Below are 18,930 nucleotides of genomic sequence, written 5' to 3' on the forward strand. Positions count from 1 at the left end.
CGGATTATGGCGCTTTTAGGCCGCTTGTGCGAGGCTCAGAGACCGCGCTGGATGAAGGAGGAGTTCGGCTGCTCGAGCCCGATGCCGGCGGCGGGCTCGGGACGCTTCATGCGGCGGCGGCGCGCCCACCAGGCCGAGACCACGAAGGCATACACCGACAGGTACAGCAGGAAGCTGGCCAGCACGCCCTGCAACAGGGCTTCGGGCATGTCGTAGAAACGCACCGCCAGCATGGCCGGCACGACCGCCACGCCCCACGAGAACGGCGAGACGCAGGCATTGCGCAGCGGTGCGGGCAGCACGCGGAAATAGCGCGCCGCGATCGCGGTTTTCACCAGGCTGTGCAGGTGCCAGCTGTCCGGATGGCCCGGATGGCGGCGGCACCACAGGCGGCGCCCGATGGTGAACAGGGTTTCGAAGATCGGGTAACCACAGGCCAGCAGCGGCGCCCACGGCGAGACGCCGGGGTTGCGGTAGACCAGCATCACCGACAGCCAGGACAGCAGGAAGCCCAGCAGGTAGGCCCCGCCATCGCCCAGGAACAGCTTGCCGAAGGGGAAATTCACCACGAAGAATCCGCCGGTGACGGCGCAGACGATGAAGCACAGCTGGGCCAGGTCGGCGTCGCCCGCGTTCTGGGCGATCAGGCCCACCGCCGCCATGCCGATCAGCACGGTGCCGCTGGCCAGGCCATTGAAGCCGTCGATGATATTGACCGCATTGGCCACGCCGCCCACCGCAAAGGCGGTAAACAGCACCGAGAACGGCAGCCAGGCCAGCAGCGCGTCGAGCGGCGCGACGCCGCTGGCGACCAGGCTGATGCCGGTCAGGCCCCAGCAGCACACCCCGCTGGCCATGGTGGCGAGCAGGCGCGCCCGCACCGAGACGTTGCCGGTCAGGTCTTCGGCCAGGCCGAAGACGAATGCCGGCATGGCGGCCACCAGCACCGGCAGCAGCAACTCCTGCTGGCTCTCCGGCAGCGCGCCCAGCGTCAGCCACAGGCCGAGCATGATGGCGGCGCCGCCGACGCGCGGCGTCGGGGTGATGTGGAATTTTTGTACGCCTTGCGTCGCGTCGAGCGAATAGCGGCCGTGCCAGCGCGTCGTCAGGACGAGCAGCAGCGAACAAACCAGCGTAACGGCGAAGCCGAGCTCGAGGCCGGCGTAGGGAAGATTAAAAATACTCATAGAACCACTTTGTTAACTCGTCAATTCTATCGCATTTCAAATTTATCAAGGGCGCAAGGTGTTACAAGCTGTTTCACAAGCAGTGAATGCAAGTCCTTGATTGTGAAAGAACAATCGCGCGATTCTAAAGAGTTTGATTATCCGCAATCAACCTCCCTGAAACTTCTCATAAGATTTTTCCACAATTTGTTACACTTTTATTCTGGAAACATTGTTTCCTAACCGCGCAGCATCCATCGAGAGCTGGTCCATGGCTTCCTGTTTCTGGCATCCCGCCGCGTGGCGCTTCCTTCCATTGCTTCTTGCGTTGGGCGCACCGGCGCAGGCCCAGCCGGCCTTTGACCTGGCCGAGCTGCGTGCCCGCCAGCTGGAAGCGCAAGCGCGCCAGGCGGTCGCCGAAGCCGAGCGCGCCGAACTGCTGGCGCGGCTGCCCCCGAGCCAGTCCAAGGCCCTGGCCGGCGCCGTCGACACGCGCCAGTTCGGCGCCGCCGCTCTGGTGCGCGCCTTCGACCTCGCGCGCGAGCTTGCCGCGGAACTCTGCACCCGCCTGCCGGCCGACCGCCCGGCCGCGCTCTACGATCCGGTCACGGCCCAGGGCATGGTGGCGGCGCGCACGGTCGATACCGCCCTCGCCCGCCTGTCGATCGACATGGCGGCCAAGAACAAGGAGCTCCAGCATTACCTGGACACCCACCGCCCGCCCGGCTCCGGCGCGGCCGCGCTGCCCCTGGGGGTGCTGGCCGTAGTACCCGCGGTCGTGCGCGCCGGCGCCGACGTCGCCGCCCTGCTGCGCAGCGACGTGACGGCAAGCGGCATTGGCTATGGCGAAGGCGCGCGCAGCCTGTTTGCCAGCGCGCTGGCGCAGGCCTGTCCGGCACGCATCAGCGGGCTGGGCGCCGGCTATCTCGGCGAGCTCGACTGGGCGCGCTACGAAAAACTGCTGGGCCGGGTCGGTGCGCTGGCCGTGCACCGTGCCGCCTACGCCGGGCGCATCGCCGAGCTGCAAGGCCTGCTGGACGCCGCCAAGGGCGAGCAAAAGAAGGAATTCGCCACCGTGGCCCAGGCTGCGCTGGCGCAACTGAAGGTGGTCGATACCTTCGTCGACTCGCTCAAGGCGGGCGAAGCCAGCGACAAAAGCCCGCTATTCAATGCCGCCCGCTACCTCGGCTACAGCGAACGCACCGCCGGCAGCCTGGTGCTGGACGCCGACCTGCGCCTGGAAGGCTTGAGCATCGTGAAGGAAAACCTGTTCACCGGCCAGCACCTGCGCCTGTCGGGTGTGGCCTTCCTCTGGTACCGGCTGCACGAGCCGGACGGCCGGCTGCTGCAGGCCGAGGCCCTGCGCCGCATCACCCGGCCGGTCGAGGTCGACCTGCGCGGCTCCAGCGCGCCCGATCATTTCTGGTCGGGGCCCTGAGCGCTGGCCTTCTTTACCTTCTGGTCGATCGCGCCGAAAATCGATTTGCCCTTCTCGTCCAGCATCTCGATGCGGATCGTGTCGCCGAAGCGCATGAAAGGCGTGCTCGCTTCGCCGTCGGCGATCATTTCCAGGCAGCGCTGCTCGGCGATGCAGGAATAGCCCTTTTTCGTATCCTTGTTCGAGACCGTGCCCGAGCCGACGATGCTGCCGGCGCGCACGTTGCGGCTCTTGGCCAGGTGGGCGACCAGCTGCGGGAAGTTGAACACCATGTCGGTGCCGGCATGCGGCTGGCCCACCAGGTGGCCGTTCCAGGTCGAGCGCAGCGGCAGGTGGACCTTGCCGCCGCGCCAGGCCTCGCCCAGCTCGTCCGGGGTGACCGCGACCGGCGAAAAACTGGTCGCCGGCTTGGACTGCAGGAAGCCGAAGCCCTTGGCCAGCTCGTCGGGAATCAGGTTGCGCAGCGAAACGTCGTTGGCCAGCATGAGCAGGCGGATCTGGCCATGCGCCTCGTCGGGCGTGGCGCCCATGCTCACGTCGCCGGTGACCACCGCCACTTCGGCCTCGAAATCGATGCCCCATTCCTCGTGCGCCAGCACGATGTCGTCTTGCGGCCCGAGGAAATCGTCGCTGCCGCCCTGGTACATCAGCGGGTCTTCCCAGAACGAGGCCGGCATTTCGGCCTTGCGCGCACGCCGTACCAGTTCCACATGGTTGACATAGGCCGACCCGTCGGCCCACTGGTAGGCGCGCGGCAGCGGAGCCATGCAGTCGGCCGGCTCGAAATCGAAGGGGCGGCGGGCGCGGCCTTCCATCCTGCCCTCGTTGAGCAACAGATAGAGGTCTTGCAACTGGGGCGCGATGAAGGCCCAGTCGTCCAGCGCGGCCTGCAGGGTCGGCGCAATGCCGTCGGCGACGTGGGCGGTTTTCAGGTCGCGCGAGACGACCAGCAATTGGCCGTCGCGGCTACCGTCTTTGAGTGTGGCGAGTTTCATGGCGGGTTCCTGTTACCTGAACCCGCCATTGTAAACGCTGTGCTTAGTACTTCACCATCACGCCGGCGCCGACGCTGCGCTGGAAATAGTTATAGTCGATCAGGCTCTGGCCATAACCGGAGAACACATTGACATAGCCCTTGAGCGGCCCGGCCAGCGGGAAGGCCCAGCCCAGCTGGGTCGCGCCCTTGTTGGTATGCAGGTTACGGCGCAGCAGGGCCGAGAACTCGTGCCCGTCCATGCGGTAGGTGCCGGTCAGCTCGGCATGGCCCAGGTAGTCGAGGATGTCCGGGTTGTTGTCTTCCGCAGCCGACTCGTTGACCCGCTTCCAGACGCGCGCGCTCACGCTCAGCGGCCCGCGTTCCAGGCCGACCTGGGCATAGAAGCGGTTCCAGCTGCGCGACAGGCTGGCGGATTGGCCGTTCGACTGGTGGGTGAAGCCCAGGTTCAGGAACTTCACGTTGGTGCCCAGCACGCTGAAGTTCAGCGGCGTGACCAGCATCAGCTCGGGCTGGTAATTGGTTTCGCGGAACGGGCTGGACGATTCGCGGTTGGCAGCCTGCCAGAAGCTGTTCTGGGTATAGCCGAACCACAGGTCGACCGGCAGCTCGAAGGCGGTCTCGACCAGCTTCATCTTGAAGCCGAGCTGGAATTCCAGTTCGGCGTGCGAGAGCTTGCCGGTGAAATCCGCGGCGCGGAAAGGCTCGTACGGCGCCTCGTTCGGACGGTAGGTGCGGTTCGCAACCAGGTAGTTCGGGTTATGCGGGCGGAACACGAACGTACCCCGGCGGTGCTTCTCGTTCAGTTCCCAGTGGCCGTCCATGGTGTATTCGGCGGCGGCTTCGACGGCGGGGTCGATCGAGCCCGCTGCATCGGGCTGGGGCTTGGCCGGGAAGGCGGTGGGCTGCACGGCAGGCGTGGCCGCGGCCGAGTCGGCATTCGCCACCGGGACCGCGGGCGCATTGATCGCGCCGTGGGCGGCGGCCAGGCGGTCGAAGCAGGCAAGGCGCTGGACGGTGTCGGGGAGCTGGGCGCAGCCGGTGAGCTGCTGGGGGAGTTGCTGGGCGGTGGCGGGGATGGCGAACAGGAGCGGCAACAGTGCTGCGGGAATCGATTTCAAACGCATGAGGCTTTCTTTGGAAACGGCTGGTCGGTCGTGATATCAGTACGGTGACATTACGGATTTTTCAACAGTTTCGCGGAAATAGCTGATGTGTGTCGCACGGATTACTGCGGTGCAGCATCGGTTTTCGTAGCGTGGGCGGGTCTCCCGCCCACGCGGCGATCGGTCAACGGAGAAATACCCAGCAAGATGATCTGGCAACTGGTTCAACGCGTGGGCAAGAACTTGCCCACCCTACGGGACACGGCTGCTCTTACGGCACCAATAAATCCAGCTGTTCCTGCTCGAGGAAACACCACTCGCCCTCCTGCAGCCCCAGCGCCTCCAGGGTCAGTCCGCCGATCTGCGATCGGTGCAGCGCGCTGCAATGGTTCCCGGCGGCAGCCAGCATGCGCTTGACCTGGTGGTACTTGCCCTGCTCCAGCACGATCTCGAGCAGGTGCTCGCCGCGCTGCACGCAGGACAGGGCTTTCAGCGGCGCCGGCTCGTCGTGCAGCTGCACGCCGGCCAGCAATTGCTCCACCAATTCAGGGGTCACGGGCTCGGCGGTCGTGGCCTGGTAGACCTTGGGCACGTGGCGCTTGGGCGAGGATTGCGCGTGGATGAAGGGGCCGTCGTCCGACATCAGCAGCAGGCCGGTGGTGTCGTGGTCGAGGCGGCCGACGGGCTGTACTTCGCGCCAGGTAAATTGCTCAGGCAGCAGAGTCAATACGCCGGGGTGATGGCTGGGTTTGCGCGAGCATTCGAAATTGGCCGGCTTGTACAGCGCCAGGTAGAGGTGCTCGCGGTAGCGCCATTCCTCGTCGAACACCGTCAGCACCAGGCCGGCGGTATCGAAGGTGGCCTTGTAATTGGTTTCAGGCGTGCCGTTGACCGACACGTCGCCGTCCTCGATCAGGGCGCGGCAGTATTTGCGGGTGCCGAAACCCTGCGATTGCAGGATGCGGTCGAGGGAAAGTTTGCTCATGGGGCGCCACTTTACCAGAACGGAATGGCTCGAACTAGCCGGGCCACTCAGCGCTTCCCTAGCCCACCTGGTAAAGATTCCTACCCCGCCAGCCAGACTATCCCGCAAGGGTTGGATGCATACGCTCATTTGACGAACGTCAAGCTTCGGAAATTTCCTATTGATAGACTTCAACGCGTTAGGAATCCGCCTAACGGCCCGAGGCAATCTTTACAGTAGACTGTCCTCGCATCGAAGAATAGGACATGACCGTGCATACCGACGCGCAACTGACCAACGAACCATTCCCGCCACGTGATAACACTGCGGAACGGCACAGGATTGCCCAATTCTATGTTTCCGGATTTCCCGCACAGCTTGCCCTGGCACGCTGGCAGTACGGCGGCGAGACGCCCCACCTGCATCCGGGCGTACCTGCCCTGCGCGCCGCTTTTTATGCAGCAGCGCGGCAGGATTTCCAGGCCTGGCTCGAGCGAGGTGGCTTCCACGCGCCCGAGGACGGGGTTGCCGACGCGCCGGCAAGCGTCCAGGCGCCCGCCAAGCACCAGGCCGTGCCGGATGGCGACACCCAGCAGGTCGACGCCTGCAATTAGAACACCGCCTGACAAATGAAAACGACGGCCGGAGCCGTCGTTTCCACTTCCTGAAAAGGAACACAACTGTGAGGAATTGAATTCTCTCGAGCCGCACCCTGGGTGCAGTATGGGGGCGCGTCTTTCAGTTGGGGATCTTCACACCTCTGGAAGTGTGGCCTGCCCGTCCCGCAAGTCGCTACACACAATATAGAACAAGAACCGCAGGATGCAAGCAAAATGTCATCTTAATTGCGGCACCGCGCCGCGGTAGGCGGCATTCACGGCGCCGTTGCCCACTGCCGCGCCGAACTTCTTCAGCACTCGCTCCGGCAAGCCTTCGTGGGCGGTGTAGTCGACGATGTCCTCGGCCTTGACGATGTCGCGCGCCACGGTGTCGACCGTGCCGAAGCCGTCGGCCAGGCCCATTTCCACCGCCTTCGCCCCGGTCCAGTACAGGCCCGAGAACATGTCCGGGGTTTCTTTCAGGCGCTTGCCGCGCCCGGCGCGCACCACCGAGATGAATTGCTGGTGGATTTCGTTGAGCATGGCCTGGGCATGCGCCTTGTGCTTGTCCGACTGCGGGCTGAACGGATCGAGGAAGCCCTTGTTTTCGCCGGCCGTGAGCAGGCGCCGCTCGACGCCGAGCTTGTCCATGGTGCCGGTAAAGCCGAAGCTGTCCATCAGCACGCCCACCGAGCCGACGATCGACGCCTTGTTGACATAGATGCGGTCGGCCGCCGAGGCGATGTAATAACCGCCCGAGGCGCACATCTCGTCCACCACCACATACAGCGGCTTGTCCGGAAAGCCGCGTTTGAGGCGCTGGATCTCGTCGACGATGATGCCGGCCTGGACCGGGCTGCCGCCGGGGCTGTCGATGCGCAGCACCACGGCCGCGGAACCGGAATCGGAAAACGCCTTGTTCAGCGAGGGAATCACGGTATCGGCCGCGCCGCTGCCTTCTGCTTCGATCTCGCCGTTAATTTCGATCAGCGCAGTGTGGCGACCGAGGTTCTCGTCGCCGCCCAGGCCGAAGGTGGAATCGTAATAGGTCAGCAGGGCGACGATGCCCAGCAGCAGAAAGCCCAGCTTGAAGAAGATGCCCCAGCGGCGCGCGGCGCGGCGTTCGCGCACGGTGGCGAAGACCAGCTTTTCGAGCGTCTCGCGCTCCCAGTTGCCCGCGGTGGGGTTGGCGGCGAGCCGTTTTTCGGCTGGCAGCTCGGCTTGGTGATCGTGACTCGGTTGGTCGCTCATAGGGTCCAAAAACGGTTCCACATTTTTAAACTGCTTCGCCCGCTGCCGGGGCCTGTACCATCGCATCGGGCTGCCACCAGATGCCGCCGTCGTGCTCGCGCACGGCGATTGGGCGCAGCCGCCCTCCCCGGCACGGACCGCCCGCACACCTGCCGGTATCGGGTTCGTACATTGCGCCGTGGGTCGAGCACATCAGGTACAGCCCGCTGGACTCGAAAAAGTCGCCCTGCGACCAGTCGAGTTCGATCGGCACATGGGCACAACGGTTCAGGTAGGCAAAAGGTTTACCATCATAACGCACCACGAAGCCCGTGGTTGGCTGCCCATAGGCAAGAACCGGGAAGCGCACGCCCTTGCCGCCGTCGAGCAGCGCGGCGGCTTCGCAGACGTACATGCCGCGATCTTCCACGATTACCCCGTCATCCTCATGCATTCTCCAGCAGCCAGCCGTGCAGCTCCGGGATCGACTTGGCCGAGTACAGGGGGCGGCAAGCCTGCAGCTGGTGCACCGGATGGGCGCCGAACTCGACCGCAATGCCGGAGGCGCCGGCATTGGTCGCCATCATCAGGTCGTGGGTGGTGTCGCCGATCATGACGGTGCGGCGCAGTACCTGGCCCAGCTCGCGGGTCAGTTCCTGCAGCATGGCCGGGTGCGGCTTGGAGAAGGTTTCGTCGGCGCAGCGGGTCGCGTCGAACGTGGAGAGCAATCCGGCCGCGTTCAGCGAACGGTTCAGGCCGACGCGGCTCTTGCCGGTCGCCACGGCCAGGAAATAGCCCTCTTGCTTGAGTTCGCGCAGCATCTCGCGCACGCCCTTGAACAGCACCAGTTCATGGTCCCTGGTCAGGTAATGGTAGCGATAGCGCTCGACCATGCGCGGGTACATGGCCGCTTCGATATCCGGCATCACGGCCTGCATCGCCTCGGACAGGCCCAGGCCGATCACGTGCGCGGCCGAGGCGTCGCTCGGCACCGGCAGGCCGAGGTCGCGCGCCGCCGACTGGATGCAACGGACGATGGTCGCCGTGCTGTCCATCAGCGTGCCGTCCCAATCGAAGACGATCAGGTCAAATTGCTTTCTTGGCATTGTTGTCGGCAGGGTTGCTGCCGGCTCCTTATGGTTTGTTCAGTATGCAAGCATGGCATTCATGCCACGGGTTGCCCCAAGCTTACCAAGAATCGGTCGCACTCGGCAGGCAAAGCGGCGCGCAAGGTCATTTGCTCGCCCTTGTCCGGATGGGTAAAGGTGATCTGGTGCGCGTGCAGGAACATGCGCCTCAATGCGCCGCGGCTGTCCGTCCCCTTCTGCAAGGCCTTGTTGAGCGCGAAATCGCCGTATTTGTCGTCGCCCAGGATCGGGAAGCCGCTCGAGGCCAGGTGCACCCGGATCTGGTGGGTGCGGCCGGTTTTCAATTCGGCTTCCAGCAGGGCGAACTCCTGCCACTTGCGTTTCAAGTTGAATACCGTGTGCGATTCCATGCCGCCGGCCTGCACCACCACGCGCCGCTCGCCATCGGCGGTCGTGTATTTATGTAAAGGGAGCTTTACATGCTGGCGCTTATTCGTCCAGTCGCCATGCACGGCCGTGAGATAGCGCTTGTCGGTATGGCCGTCGCGCATCTGTTCATGCAGGTGGGTCAATGCCGAGCGCTTCTTTGCCAGCAGCAGCAGGCCCGAGGTTTCGCGGTCCAGCCGGTGCACCAGTTCCAGGAACTTGGCGTCCGGGCGCGAGGCGCGCAACTGCTCGATCACGCCATACGACACGCCCGAGCCGCCGTGCACGGCCACGCCGGCCGGCTTGTCGATGACGAGCAGGTGGGCATCCTCGAACACGATCGCGAATTCGGCGCCGGGCGCGGCCTGGGCGCTGCTTTTCTCGGCGATGCGGATCGGCGGAATGCGCACCACGTCGCCTTCGACCAGGCGGTAGAGCTGGTCGATGCGGCCCTTGTTCACCCGCACTTCGCCGGAGCGCAGGATGCGGTAGACGTGACTCTTCGGGACGCCTTTGCAGATGCGCAACAGGTAGTTATCGATGCGCTGGCCGGCTTCTTCTTCGGTGATGGTAAGGAACTGCGCCTGTAGTGCTTGTTGTGATGAAGGGGGAACAACATCGTTTTGTATCGCCATTCGCATTGTCTTCCCAGAAATTCTCTCTAAGTCCTTCATTTTGAATATATAATCGACAGGCGGCGGTCAAACCTCTGCTGGTGTAAGAATTAAAACGATATTTTACACAGGGGCGCGCTTCATCGGCCCTGCCAGAGTGCAAATCGATGGAAAAAACGTGTACGCACATTCAGGCGCGAATCAGGGTTGCACCTGCAGTTGTAATCGGGTTGCGCGCGTGAATGCAGGATTGGATTGTTTGGATTTATAAGGATAAGTACCGGCAAGCCGCCCCGTTTGGCGGCTCGCTGGTTGATGGTGTCGATAACGCTTGTCGTTGTGGCCCGACCCGATGGTGGCTTCACCTGAAGGCTTGAGACGATGGACTGATGAATCGGGCCGATTGATCGCCCGCTGTCGAGATCCTGTTTCTTCGCTTGTTACGGTCTGGCTCGTTGTTGCACACCGCCTCGCTGTTCCCGCCGTGCCCACCCCAACGTGGTGGCAGTCGGAAGCAGTTGCAGGTTGCGGCGTGCGTAGACAATGACGTTCGGCTCCATTTGCGCCCTGTGCGGCCGCGACGCTACGCGTCGCCGTGCCCCATGCCCGGGTATTCCCCCCTCCAACATTCTTTCTCCGCGTACATCCCATGTACTTTCGCCGCGTCTTACAAGCGCGGCATGACACGGCCCCCGGGCCGCGGAGTTAATAAAAATGAAACGTATGTTGTTTAACGCTACGCAGCAAGAAGAGCTGCGCGTAGCGATCGTCGATGGACAGAAACTGATCGACATCGACATTGAGACAGCCGGACGAGAGCAGCGCAAGTCCAATATCTACAAGGGTGTCATCACCCGCATCGAACCCTCCCTCGAAGCCTGCTTCGTCAGCTACGGCGAAGACCGCCACGGTTTCCTCCCCTTCAAAGAAGTCGCCCGCACGTATTTCCGTGACGGCGTCGACGTACGCAACTGCACCATCAAGGAAGCGCTGCGCGAAGGCCAGGAAATCATGGTCCAGGTCGAAAAGGAAGAACGCGGCAACAAGGGCGCCGCCCTGACCTCGTTCATCTCGCTGGCCGGCCGCTACCTGGTCCTGATGCCGAACAACCCGCGCGGCGGCGGCGTGTCGCGCCGCGTCGAAGGCGAAGAGCGCCAGGAACTGCGCGAGACCATGGACAAGCTCGACCTGCCGCAAGGCATGTCGGTGATCGCCCGCACCGCAGGCATCGGCCGCAATGTCGAAGAACTGCAATGGGACCTGAACTACCTGATGCAACTCTGGCGCGCGATCGAAGGCGCCGGCAAGTCGGCCGGCGGCGCCTTCCTGATCTACCAGGAATCCTCGCTCGTCATCCGCGCCATCCGTGACTATTTCCAGCCGGACATCGGCGAAGTCCTGATCGACACCGACGACATCTTTGACCAGGCCCAGCAGTTCATGAGCCACGTGATGCCGGACATGGCGCACCGCGTCAAGCGCTACAGCGACGACGTGCCGCTGTTCTCGCGCTTCCAGATCGAACACCAGATCGAAACCGCCTACGCGCGCACCGTGCCGCTGCCATCGGGCGGCGCGATCGTGATCGACCATACCGAAGCGCTGGTCTCCATCGACGTCAACTCGGCCCGCGCCACGCGCGGCTCGGACATCGAGAACACCGCCTTCAACACCAACTGCGAAGCGGCCGACGAAGTCGCCCGCCAGCTGCGCCTGCGCGACCTGGGCGGCCTGATCGTGATCGACTTCATCGACATGGAAGTGGCCAAGAACCAGCGCGAAGTCGAGACCCGCCTGAAAGACGCCCTGCACCACGACCGTGCACGCGTGCAGATGGGCAAGATCTCGCGCTTCGGCCTGATGGAACTGTCGCGCCAGCGCCTGCGTCCGTCGCTGTCGGAAGGCTCCCACGTGACCTGCCCGCGCTGCTCGGGCACCGGCCACATCCGCGATACCGAATCGTCCGCCCTGCAGGTGCTGCGCATCATCCAGGAAGAGGCGATGAAGGAAAACTCGGCCGCGATCCATGTGCAGGTGCCGGTGGACGTCGCCGCCTTCCTGCTCAACGAGAAACGCGGCGAAGTGCTCAAGATCGAGAGCCGCCACCGCATCACCGTGATCCTGATCCCGAACAAGCACCTGGACACGCCGCACTACAAGCTCGAGCGCATCAAGCACGACGACCCGCGCCTGGAAGACGCCCACGCCAGCTACACCATGGCGGAATCGGCCGACACCGACATGGCTTACGCCAAGCGCCAGAAAGAAGAAGCCAAGCCGCGCCAGGAAGCCGTGGTCAAGACCATCACCCCGGCCCAGCCGGCCCCGGTGGTGGATCGCAGCGAAGCGGCCAAGCCAGCCAAGCCGGTCGCCGCGGCCCCGGCTGCCGCACCAGTTGCCCCGGCGCCTGCCGAGACGGGCTTCTTCGCCCGCATCCGCAAGTTCTTCATGGGCGAGCCGGTGCCGCCGGCGCCAGCGCCTGCGCCAGTGGCTGCTGACAAGCCGGCCGCCCCGGCAACGGGCGAGCGCGGCGAACGTGGCCAGCGCGGCCGCAACGGCAGCGGCCGTGGCGCCAAGGGCGGCCGCGACCGCGGCGAGCGCGACGCCACCGCCAAGCTCGACGAGACCGTGAAGGGTGCGGAACTCGAAGGCAAGCCGGCACGTCCACCGCGTCCTCCACGCGAACCGCGTCCACCGCGCGAGCCGCGCGAAGGCGCCGAGGCAGCGCCAGCCGCACCACGCGCCGAGCGTGGCGAGCGTCCGGAGCCGGCCGAGCGCAAGGAACGCGCACCGCGCCAGCCGCGTGAGCGTGGCGAGCGCGCTGCTGCCCAGCCGGTCGAAGCCAAGGCGGAAGAACTGAAGCTGCACGCCACCCCGGTGCCGGTCGAAGCCGAACTGTCGACCAGCACCCCGCATGGCGACGTGCTCGAGCACGCGGTGAAGGTCGCCGCGACCGGTCCTGCCGGCGAGGAACTCGACGCCGACGGCGACGAGCCGCGCCGCCGCCGCCGCCGCGGTGGCCGCAACCGCAACCGCCGCGACCGTGAAGGCGCGGAAGGCAGCGAGGGCATGGAAGGCGTGGAAGGCGCACCGGCCTTTACGCCGGTAGCCGACGAAGAAGCCGCCAAGGTCGCCGCCCAGGGCCGTCCGCCACGGGCCAAGCAGGCTGCCGCATCGACCGAGCCGGCGCCATGGGCCTTCCCGACCGCCGCATCGGTGGCTGCCGCCGCCGCTGCCAAGGCGCAGGCCGAAGCTGCTGCCGCCGCGCCTGCTCCGGTTGCCGCGGCTCCTGCTGCTCCTGCGCCTGCAGCGGCTCCTGCCGCTGCGGTGGCGCCGGCCGCGGGTGAAATCGGTGCCTGGGCCTTCCCGACCGCCGCATCGGTGGCTGCTGCACAAGCCGCGGCTGCTCCCGCTGTCGAGGCCGCTCCTGCTCCGGTTGCTGCTCCTGCACCTGTCGTTGCGCCTGCTCCAGTTGCTGCAGCGCCAGCGCCTGTGGAAGTGGCACCGGCACCTGTTGCTGTCCCGGCGCCGGTCGCACCTGCTCCAGCCGCACCTGCACCTGTCGCCGCCCAGCCGTCGGTGAACATGGACGACGTGCTGTCCAAGGCCGGCCTGCAGCTGGCCTCGACCGATCCGGAAAAGCTGCGCGCCGCCCAGGAAGCCGCTGCCCAGGCCGCGTCGACCCAGCGTGTCGGCCGTGCCCGCAAGCCGGTCGTCGTGCCGGTGGACGAGCCGCTGATTCAGGTGGATACCAGCCGCCAGTAAGCCTTGCCGTATAGAAGGTCAGAAAGGGAAGCTTCGGCTTCCCTTTTTATTTGGCGCTGTCACCGCAAACTGTAGAAATTGAACTGTCGAGCTTTAAAGCAGTCCAACGATGATCTGATCGATCGTCGGGTGCGCCATGAACGGGGCAGGGTTCAGCAGGTGGCTCAAGCAATTGCCTTCGTTGACGCGGCGCCAGCGAGGGCAGCTGCTCGACGCCTTGCGCCCTGCAATCGGATTCGAACGCGTCTGCGCGGCCATTGCCCAGGCCAAACCCAGCCCTTGTTGTCCCTCCTGCCAGGCCGAGCGCCCTTACCGGCACGGGATGGACCGTGGGATCCAACGCTATCGCTGCCGCGTCTGCCGTAAGACCTTCAGCGTCTTGAGCGGCACACCGCTGTCGCGCCTGCGCCATCGCGCCAAATGGCTCGACTACCTTGAACGCATGCTCGAGACCAAGAGTGTGCGCGCAGCTGCCAAGGCGGTCGGCGTACACCGCAACACCAGCTTTCGCTGGCGCCACCGTTTTCTATCGATCACCAAGCACGACCGGGCCGAGCGCCTAGCCGGCATTGCAGAAGCCGACGAAATGTTTTTATTGGAATCGCAAAAAGGCTCGCGCACGCTGGATCGGCCCGCGCGGCAGCGCGGCGGCGTTGCTGCCAGCCGCGGCATCACGCACGAGCACGTTTGTATTTTGGTGGCGCGCGACCGCACGGGGCAAACCCTCGATTTCATCACCGGCCGGGCTGCAGTCACCAAACAGCAGCTGCACCGGCACCTCGGTCCCAGGCTCGACAAGGATGTGCTGCTCGTGACCGACGGGCATCCTGCTTACCGGGCCTTTGCGCGCGAAGCAGGGATCGCCCACGCTTTCGTGAACCTGCGTCATGGTGAGCGGGTGCGCGGCGCGCTACATGTGCAGAACGTCAACGCTTACCACCGGCGCTTCCGGCAATGGCTCGCGCGCTTTTACGGCGTCGCTACGCGTTATCTTCCGAACTACCTGGGCTGGCGCTGGGCGCTCGATGGTGAACGCATCAGCTCACCGGAGACACTGCTGCGAGCGGCGCTGGGCATCTTCCACACGTAACGGGCACAGCGCCTTTTATTTGGCGCCCAGCAGCATGCCACTGTCATATCGATGGGTTAGGATAGCGCCCATGCAAGCGCCCGCCCCCGTCACCCTTCGCCAGGCCCTCCTCTACTGGCTCAAGCTCGGCTTCATCAGCTTCGGCGGCCCCGCCGGCCAGATCGCCCTGATGCACGCCGAACTGGTCGAGCGCCGCCGCTGGATTTCCGAACAACGCTTCCTGCACGCGCTGAACTACTGCATGCTGCTGCCCGGCCCGGAAGCGACCCAACTAGCTGTCTACATCGGCTGGCTGCTGCACCGCAAGCTCGGTGGCATCATGGCAGGGCTGCTGTTCATCCTCCCTTCGCTGCTGCTGCTCATCGGGCTGTCGTCGATCTACCTGGCCTGGGGCCATTTGCCGGCGGTTGCCGGGATCATGGCCGGGATCAAGCCGGCGGTCGTGGCCATCGTCGTCGCCGCGGCCTGGCGCATCGGCTCGCGCACCCTGCGCAATGGTGTGCTCTGCGCGATTGCCGCGCTGGCCTTCATCGCGATCGCCGTGTTCGACCTGCCCTTCCCGCTGATCGTGCTGCTGGCGGCACTCGCCGGCGTCCTGGGCGGGCGCCTCTGGCCGCATCGCTTCCAGCTTGGCGGCGCCCATCCGCTCGAGCGCAAGCACTACGGCCCGGCGCTGATCGACGACGACACCCCGACACCCGAGCACGCGCGCTTCTCGCTGCGTGGCCTCGTCAAGATGGCCTTGACCGGCATTGGACTGGCGCTGGCCGCCTGGCTGCTGCTGGCCGCGGTCTACGGCGTCGACGGCACCCTGGCCCGGATGGGCTGGTTCTTCACCAAGGCGGCCTTGATGACGTTTGGCGGCGCCTACGCGGTGCTGCCCTATGTGGTGCAGGGCGCGGTCGAACAATATGAATGGCTGAGCGCCGCGCAGATGATCGACGGGTTGGCGCTGGGCGAAACCACGCCCGGGCCCCTGATCATGATCGTGGCCTTTGTCGGCTTCGTGGGCGGCTGGACCCATGCGCTGTTCGGGCCGGACGCCCTGCCCCTGGCCGGGGCTGCCGGCGCGCTGGTCGCGGCGCTGTTTACCTTCCTGCCCTCCTTCGTGTTCATCCTGGCTGGCGGGCCGCTGGTCGAGTCCGGACGAGGCAACGTGCGGCTCACCGCGCCGCTCACCGCGATCTCGGCGGCCGTGGTCGGGGTGGTAGCGAGCCTGGCGGTATTCTTCGGGCAGCATGTATTCTTTGCCGGGGGCGTGGTGCAGCCGACCGCGATCGCCATCGGCGCTGCCGCCGGCATCGCGCTGCTGGGCTTCAAGGTCGGGCCCATCCGGCTGATCGCCGCCTGTGCGCTGGCGGGGCTCGTGCTATCGTATTGGCATGGCTGAAAAAATCATCATGATCAACGACTTGCGCTCGCCGATGCTGGCGGTGCCAGGCGAGGTCGACGCACCCACGGGACAGCTGCTCGATACCCTCGGCAGGCCGCTGCATGACCTGCGCATCTCGGTCACCGACCGCTGCAATTTCCGCTGCGTGTACTGCATGCCGAAGGAAGTGTTCGACAAGGATTACGCCTACCTGCCGCACAGCGAGCTGCTCTCTTTCGAAGAGATCCAGCGCGTGGCGCGCATCTTCATTGCGCACGGCGTCGAGAAGATCCGCCTGACCGGGGGCGAGCCGCTGCTGCGCAAGAACCTCGAGCGCCTGGTCGGCATGCTGCGCGCGCTGCCCACGCCCAGCGGCCGCCCGCTCGACCTGACCCTCACCACCAATGGCTCGCTGCTGGCGCGCAAGGCCCAGGCCCTGAAGGATGCTGGCCTGGACCGCGTGACGGTGTCGCTCGACGCGCTCGACGAAGCCATGTTCCGCCGCATGAACGATGTCGATTTTTCGGTCGCCGACGTGCTGCACGGGCTGGACGCGGCGCATGCGGCCGGGCTCGGACCGATCAAGGTCAATATGGTGGTCAAGGGCGGCACCAACGACGGCCAAGTCCTGCCGATGGCGCGCCACTTCAAGGGCTCGCCCTTCATCCTGCGCTTCATCGAATACATGGATGTGGGCGCGTCGAATGGCTGGAACATGGACGAGGTGATTCCTTCGGCCGAAGTCATCCGGCGCGTCCATGCCGAGCTGCCGCTCGCTCCTGCCTCGGCCAACTACGCGGGCGAAACCGCCGCGCGCTGGCGCTACCTCGACGGCAGCGGCGAAGTCGGCGTGATCTCCAGCGTTACCCAGGCCTTCTGCCACGACTGCTCGCGCCTGCGCCTGTCCACCGAGGGCAAGCTCTACACCTGCCTGTTCGCCACCCGCGGCCACGACCTGCGCGCCTTGCTGCGCACCGGCCGCACGGACGACGAGCTCTCCGGCGCCGTCGCCCAGCTCTGGCGCGGACGCACCGACCGCTATTCGGAAACCCGCACCATCGATACATCAAGCCTGGCGCCTGGGGCCAAGCGCGTTGAAATGTCTTACATCGGCGGTTAGAAATACATGGACAAGAAACTCATCACAGGACTGGTCCTGGCGGGCGGGCGCGGCTCGCGCATGGGCAATGTGGACAAGGGCTTGCAGCCCTTCCGCGGCAGCACGATGGCACAGCACGTGATCGACCGCCTGCTGCCGCAGGTCGGCTCGGTCATGGTCAACGCCAACCGCAACCTGGAAGCCTGGCTGGAACTGGCCTCGCCCGTCTGGGCCGACGAAACGCCGGATTTCGCGGGCCCCCTGGCCGGCCTGCAGGCCGGGCTGCGCCACTGCGTCACGCCCTGGCTGCTGGCCGTGCCCTGCGATTCCCCTTTCCTGCCGCACGACCTGGCGGCCAGGCTGGCCGCCGCGGTCGAAGAAGCCGACGCCGACCTGGCCTTTGCCGTGACCCAGGAAGCTGGCATGCGTCCCCAGCCGCATCCGGTGTTCTGCCTGGTCAAGGCCACCCGGCTGCCGGTGCTGTCGCAATACCTGCTCGAAGGCGGACGGCGCATGGACGGCTGGTACAAGGAGCTCAAAGCGGTCGAGGTCCTGTTCGAGGATGCCGATGCCTTCCGCAACATCAATACCCTCGACGAGCTGCACGTGCTCGACGACACCTTGCCGCCAACACTGGCAAAAGTGACCAGCTGCCTGGACGGCTACGACCCGGACGCGCTCCCGGTGCGCGACGCCCAGCGCATCATCCGCGACTTCGTGCAGCCGGTGCGCGCAATCGAACAAGTCGCGCTGCGCTCGGCGCTCGGCCGCGTGCTCGCCGCCGATGTCGTCTCGCCGATCAACGTGCCTGCGCACGACAACTCGGCGATGGACGGTTTTGCGCTGCGCGGTGAAGACCTGGGGCTTGACGCGCCGGTGAGCCTGCGCGTGATCGGCACTGCCTTGGCCGGCAATCCGTCGGGCCTCGTTCCCGCTCCCGGCGAGTGCGTGCGCATCATGACGGGCGGCGTCATGCCCCTCGGTTGCGACAGCGTGGTGCCGCAGGAATTCGTCAAGCAGGATGGCGAGACCATCACTCTAGGCGCCGGCGTGATCCGTCCTGGCGACAACCGCCGCTTCGCCGGCGAAGACCTGAAGGCCGGCAGCCCGGCCTTGACAGCCGGCCGCATCGTGCGCCCCGCCGACCTCGGCCTGCTCGCCTCGCTCGGCATGCCCGAAGTGGCCGTGCAGCGGCGCCTGCGGGTCGCTTTCTTCTCGACCGGCGACGAGTTGCGCTCGGTTGGCGAGCTACTTCCCGAAGGCTGCGTTTACGACAGCAACCGCTATACGATCTACGGCATGCTGCAGCGCCTGGGCTGCGACTTCATCGACATGGGCGTGGTGCGCGACGACCCGCAGGCGCTGGAAGACACCCTGCGCAGCGCCTGCGAGAACGCGGACGCCATCATCACGTCGGGCGGCGTCTCGGTCGGCGCGGCCGACTACACCAAGCAGGTGATGGGCAAGCTGGGCGACGTGACCTTCTGGAAGATCGGCATGCGCCCGGGGCGCCCCCTGGCCTTTGGCCGCATCCAGTCCAACGGCCGCAGCGCTTTCCTGTTCGGCCTGCCCGGCAACCCGGTGGCCGTCATGGTGTCCTTCTACTTCTTCGCACGCGAAGCGCTGCTGCGCATGATGGGCGCCGACGCCCCGCTGCCGCTATTGCGTGCGCGCTCGAGCACCGCGATCCGCAAGAAGCCGGGCCGCACCGAATACCAGCGCGGCATCCTTGCGCCAGGAACGGATGGCCAGCCCGAAGTGCGCATCACCGGCTCGCAAGGCTCGGGCATCTTGCGCTCGATGTCGGAGGCAAACTGCATGGTGGTACTGCACGACGAGCAGGGCAACGTGGTGGCGGGCGACATGGTCGACATCATCCCGTTCGAAGGTTTGATGTAAGCCGCGGCCTGCAATCGACACGCCAGTCCACCGTTCCAGACAAAATCGGGGTCAGGTCTGACATTCGGACACGATCTCAG

The 18,930-nt window shown here is 65.5% G+C and carries 15 protein-coding genes; 7 read left to right on the forward strand and 8 right to left on the reverse strand.

The features are described 5' to 3' along the window. Positions 1-35: 35 nt before the first annotated feature. Complete coding sequence (locus tag AC3XQU_RS00100; protein WP_489872095.1) at positions 36-1,187, reverse strand: MraY family glycosyltransferase; 1,152 nt, start codon at positions 1,185-1,187, stop codon at positions 36-38. A 250-nt stretch (positions 1,188-1,437) separates the two neighbouring features. On the opposite strand from AC3XQU_RS00100, the gene AC3XQU_RS00105 reads away from it, so the two are divergent. Beyond that, a complete protein-coding gene (locus tag AC3XQU_RS00105) occupies positions 1,438-2,604 on the forward strand; it encodes a hypothetical protein (RefSeq protein ID WP_489872096.1) in 1,167 nt (388 codons plus the stop codon). Here AC3XQU_RS00105 and AC3XQU_RS00110 read toward each other — a convergent pair. The 3 genes from AC3XQU_RS00110 to AC3XQU_RS00120 all read right to left on the reverse strand — a co-directional run bounded on the left by AC3XQU_RS00110 (position 2,583) and on the right by AC3XQU_RS00120 (position 5,689). After that, positions 2,583-3,599, reverse strand: a complete 1,017-nt coding sequence (locus AC3XQU_RS00110) for a fumarylacetoacetate hydrolase family protein (RefSeq protein WP_489872097.1) — start codon at positions 3,597-3,599, stop codon at positions 2,583-2,585. The two genes, AC3XQU_RS00105 and AC3XQU_RS00110, sit on opposite strands and share 22 nt — an antisense overlap. Positions 3,600-3,642: 43 nt before the next feature. Next, the gene (locus AC3XQU_RS00115) at positions 3,643-4,725 is read right to left on the reverse strand and encodes a phospholipase A (protein WP_489872098.1); all 1,083 of its coding nucleotides are present in this window, start codon (positions 4,723-4,725) and stop codon (positions 3,643-3,645) included. 250 nt (positions 4,726-4,975) lie between these two features. After that, positions 4,976-5,689: a pseudouridine synthase gene (locus AC3XQU_RS00120; protein WP_489872099.1), complete on the reverse strand. Its 714-nt coding sequence runs from the start codon at positions 5,687-5,689 to the stop codon at positions 4,976-4,978. Positions 5,690-5,934: 245 nt separating this feature from the next. Between AC3XQU_RS00120 and AC3XQU_RS00125 the strand changes: the two genes are divergently transcribed. Next, positions 5,935-6,282 (forward strand): hypothetical protein, encoded by a 348-nt coding sequence (locus tag AC3XQU_RS00125; protein ID WP_489872100.1) that lies wholly within the window; start codon positions 5,935-5,937, stop codon positions 6,280-6,282. A 222-nt stretch (positions 6,283-6,504) separates the two neighbouring features. On the opposite strand, the gene AC3XQU_RS00130 is transcribed toward AC3XQU_RS00125, so the two are convergent. Genes AC3XQU_RS00130 through AC3XQU_RS00145 form a run of 4 tightly spaced genes read right to left on the reverse strand, consistent with a single transcriptional unit; the run spans position 6,505 to position 9,646 of the window. Next, positions 6,505-7,518, reverse strand: coding sequence for a S49 family peptidase (locus tag AC3XQU_RS00130; protein WP_489872101.1), 1,014 nt, complete (start codon positions 7,516-7,518; stop codon positions 6,505-6,507). A 25-nt stretch (positions 7,519-7,543) separates the two neighbouring features. Next, a complete protein-coding gene (locus AC3XQU_RS00135) occupies positions 7,544-7,951 on the reverse strand; it encodes a Rieske (2Fe-2S) protein (protein ID WP_489872102.1) in 408 nt (135 codons plus the stop codon). Further along, on the reverse strand, positions 7,944-8,603 hold the full coding sequence (locus AC3XQU_RS00140; RefSeq protein ID WP_489872103.1) for an HAD-IA family hydrolase: 660 nt from the start codon (positions 8,601-8,603) through the stop codon (positions 7,944-7,946). The genes AC3XQU_RS00135 and AC3XQU_RS00140 overlap by 8 nt, the downstream gene beginning before the upstream one ends. 59 nt (positions 8,604-8,662) lie before the next feature. Further along, on the reverse strand, positions 8,663-9,646 hold the full coding sequence (locus AC3XQU_RS00145; protein WP_489872104.1) for an RluA family pseudouridine synthase: 984 nt from the start codon (positions 9,644-9,646) through the stop codon (positions 8,663-8,665). A 693-nt stretch (positions 9,647-10,339) separates the two neighbouring features. Here AC3XQU_RS00145 and AC3XQU_RS00150 point away from each other — a divergent pair. From AC3XQU_RS00150 to moeA, 5 genes are all read left to right on the forward strand, one after another. Next, positions 10,340-13,390, forward strand: coding sequence for an Rne/Rng family ribonuclease (locus AC3XQU_RS00150; protein ID WP_489872105.1), 3,051 nt, complete (start codon positions 10,340-10,342; stop codon positions 13,388-13,390). Between the two features lie 136 nt (positions 13,391-13,526). After that, positions 13,527-14,480 (forward strand): IS1595 family transposase, encoded by a 954-nt coding sequence (locus AC3XQU_RS00155; protein ID WP_489872106.1) that lies wholly within the window; start codon positions 13,527-13,529, stop codon positions 14,478-14,480. Between the two features lie 70 nt (positions 14,481-14,550). After that, the gene (chrA, locus tag AC3XQU_RS00160) at positions 14,551-15,870 is read left to right on the forward strand and encodes a chromate efflux transporter (RefSeq protein ID WP_489872107.1); all 1,320 of its coding nucleotides are present in this window, start codon (positions 14,551-14,553) and stop codon (positions 15,868-15,870) included. Beyond that, entirely contained in the window at positions 15,863-16,972 is a 1,110-nt protein-coding gene (gene moaA / locus AC3XQU_RS00165) for a GTP 3',8-cyclase MoaA (protein WP_489872108.1), read from the forward strand. The genes chrA and moaA overlap by 8 nt, the downstream gene beginning before the upstream one ends. Before the next feature lie 6 nt (positions 16,973-16,978). After that, positions 16,979-18,850, forward strand: coding sequence for a molybdopterin molybdotransferase MoeA (gene moeA / locus AC3XQU_RS00170; protein WP_489872109.1), 1,872 nt, complete (start codon positions 16,979-16,981; stop codon positions 18,848-18,850). Positions 18,851-18,930 lie beyond the last annotated feature (80 nt).

This window comes from Telluria sp. AZSoR62, assembly GCF_058111565.1.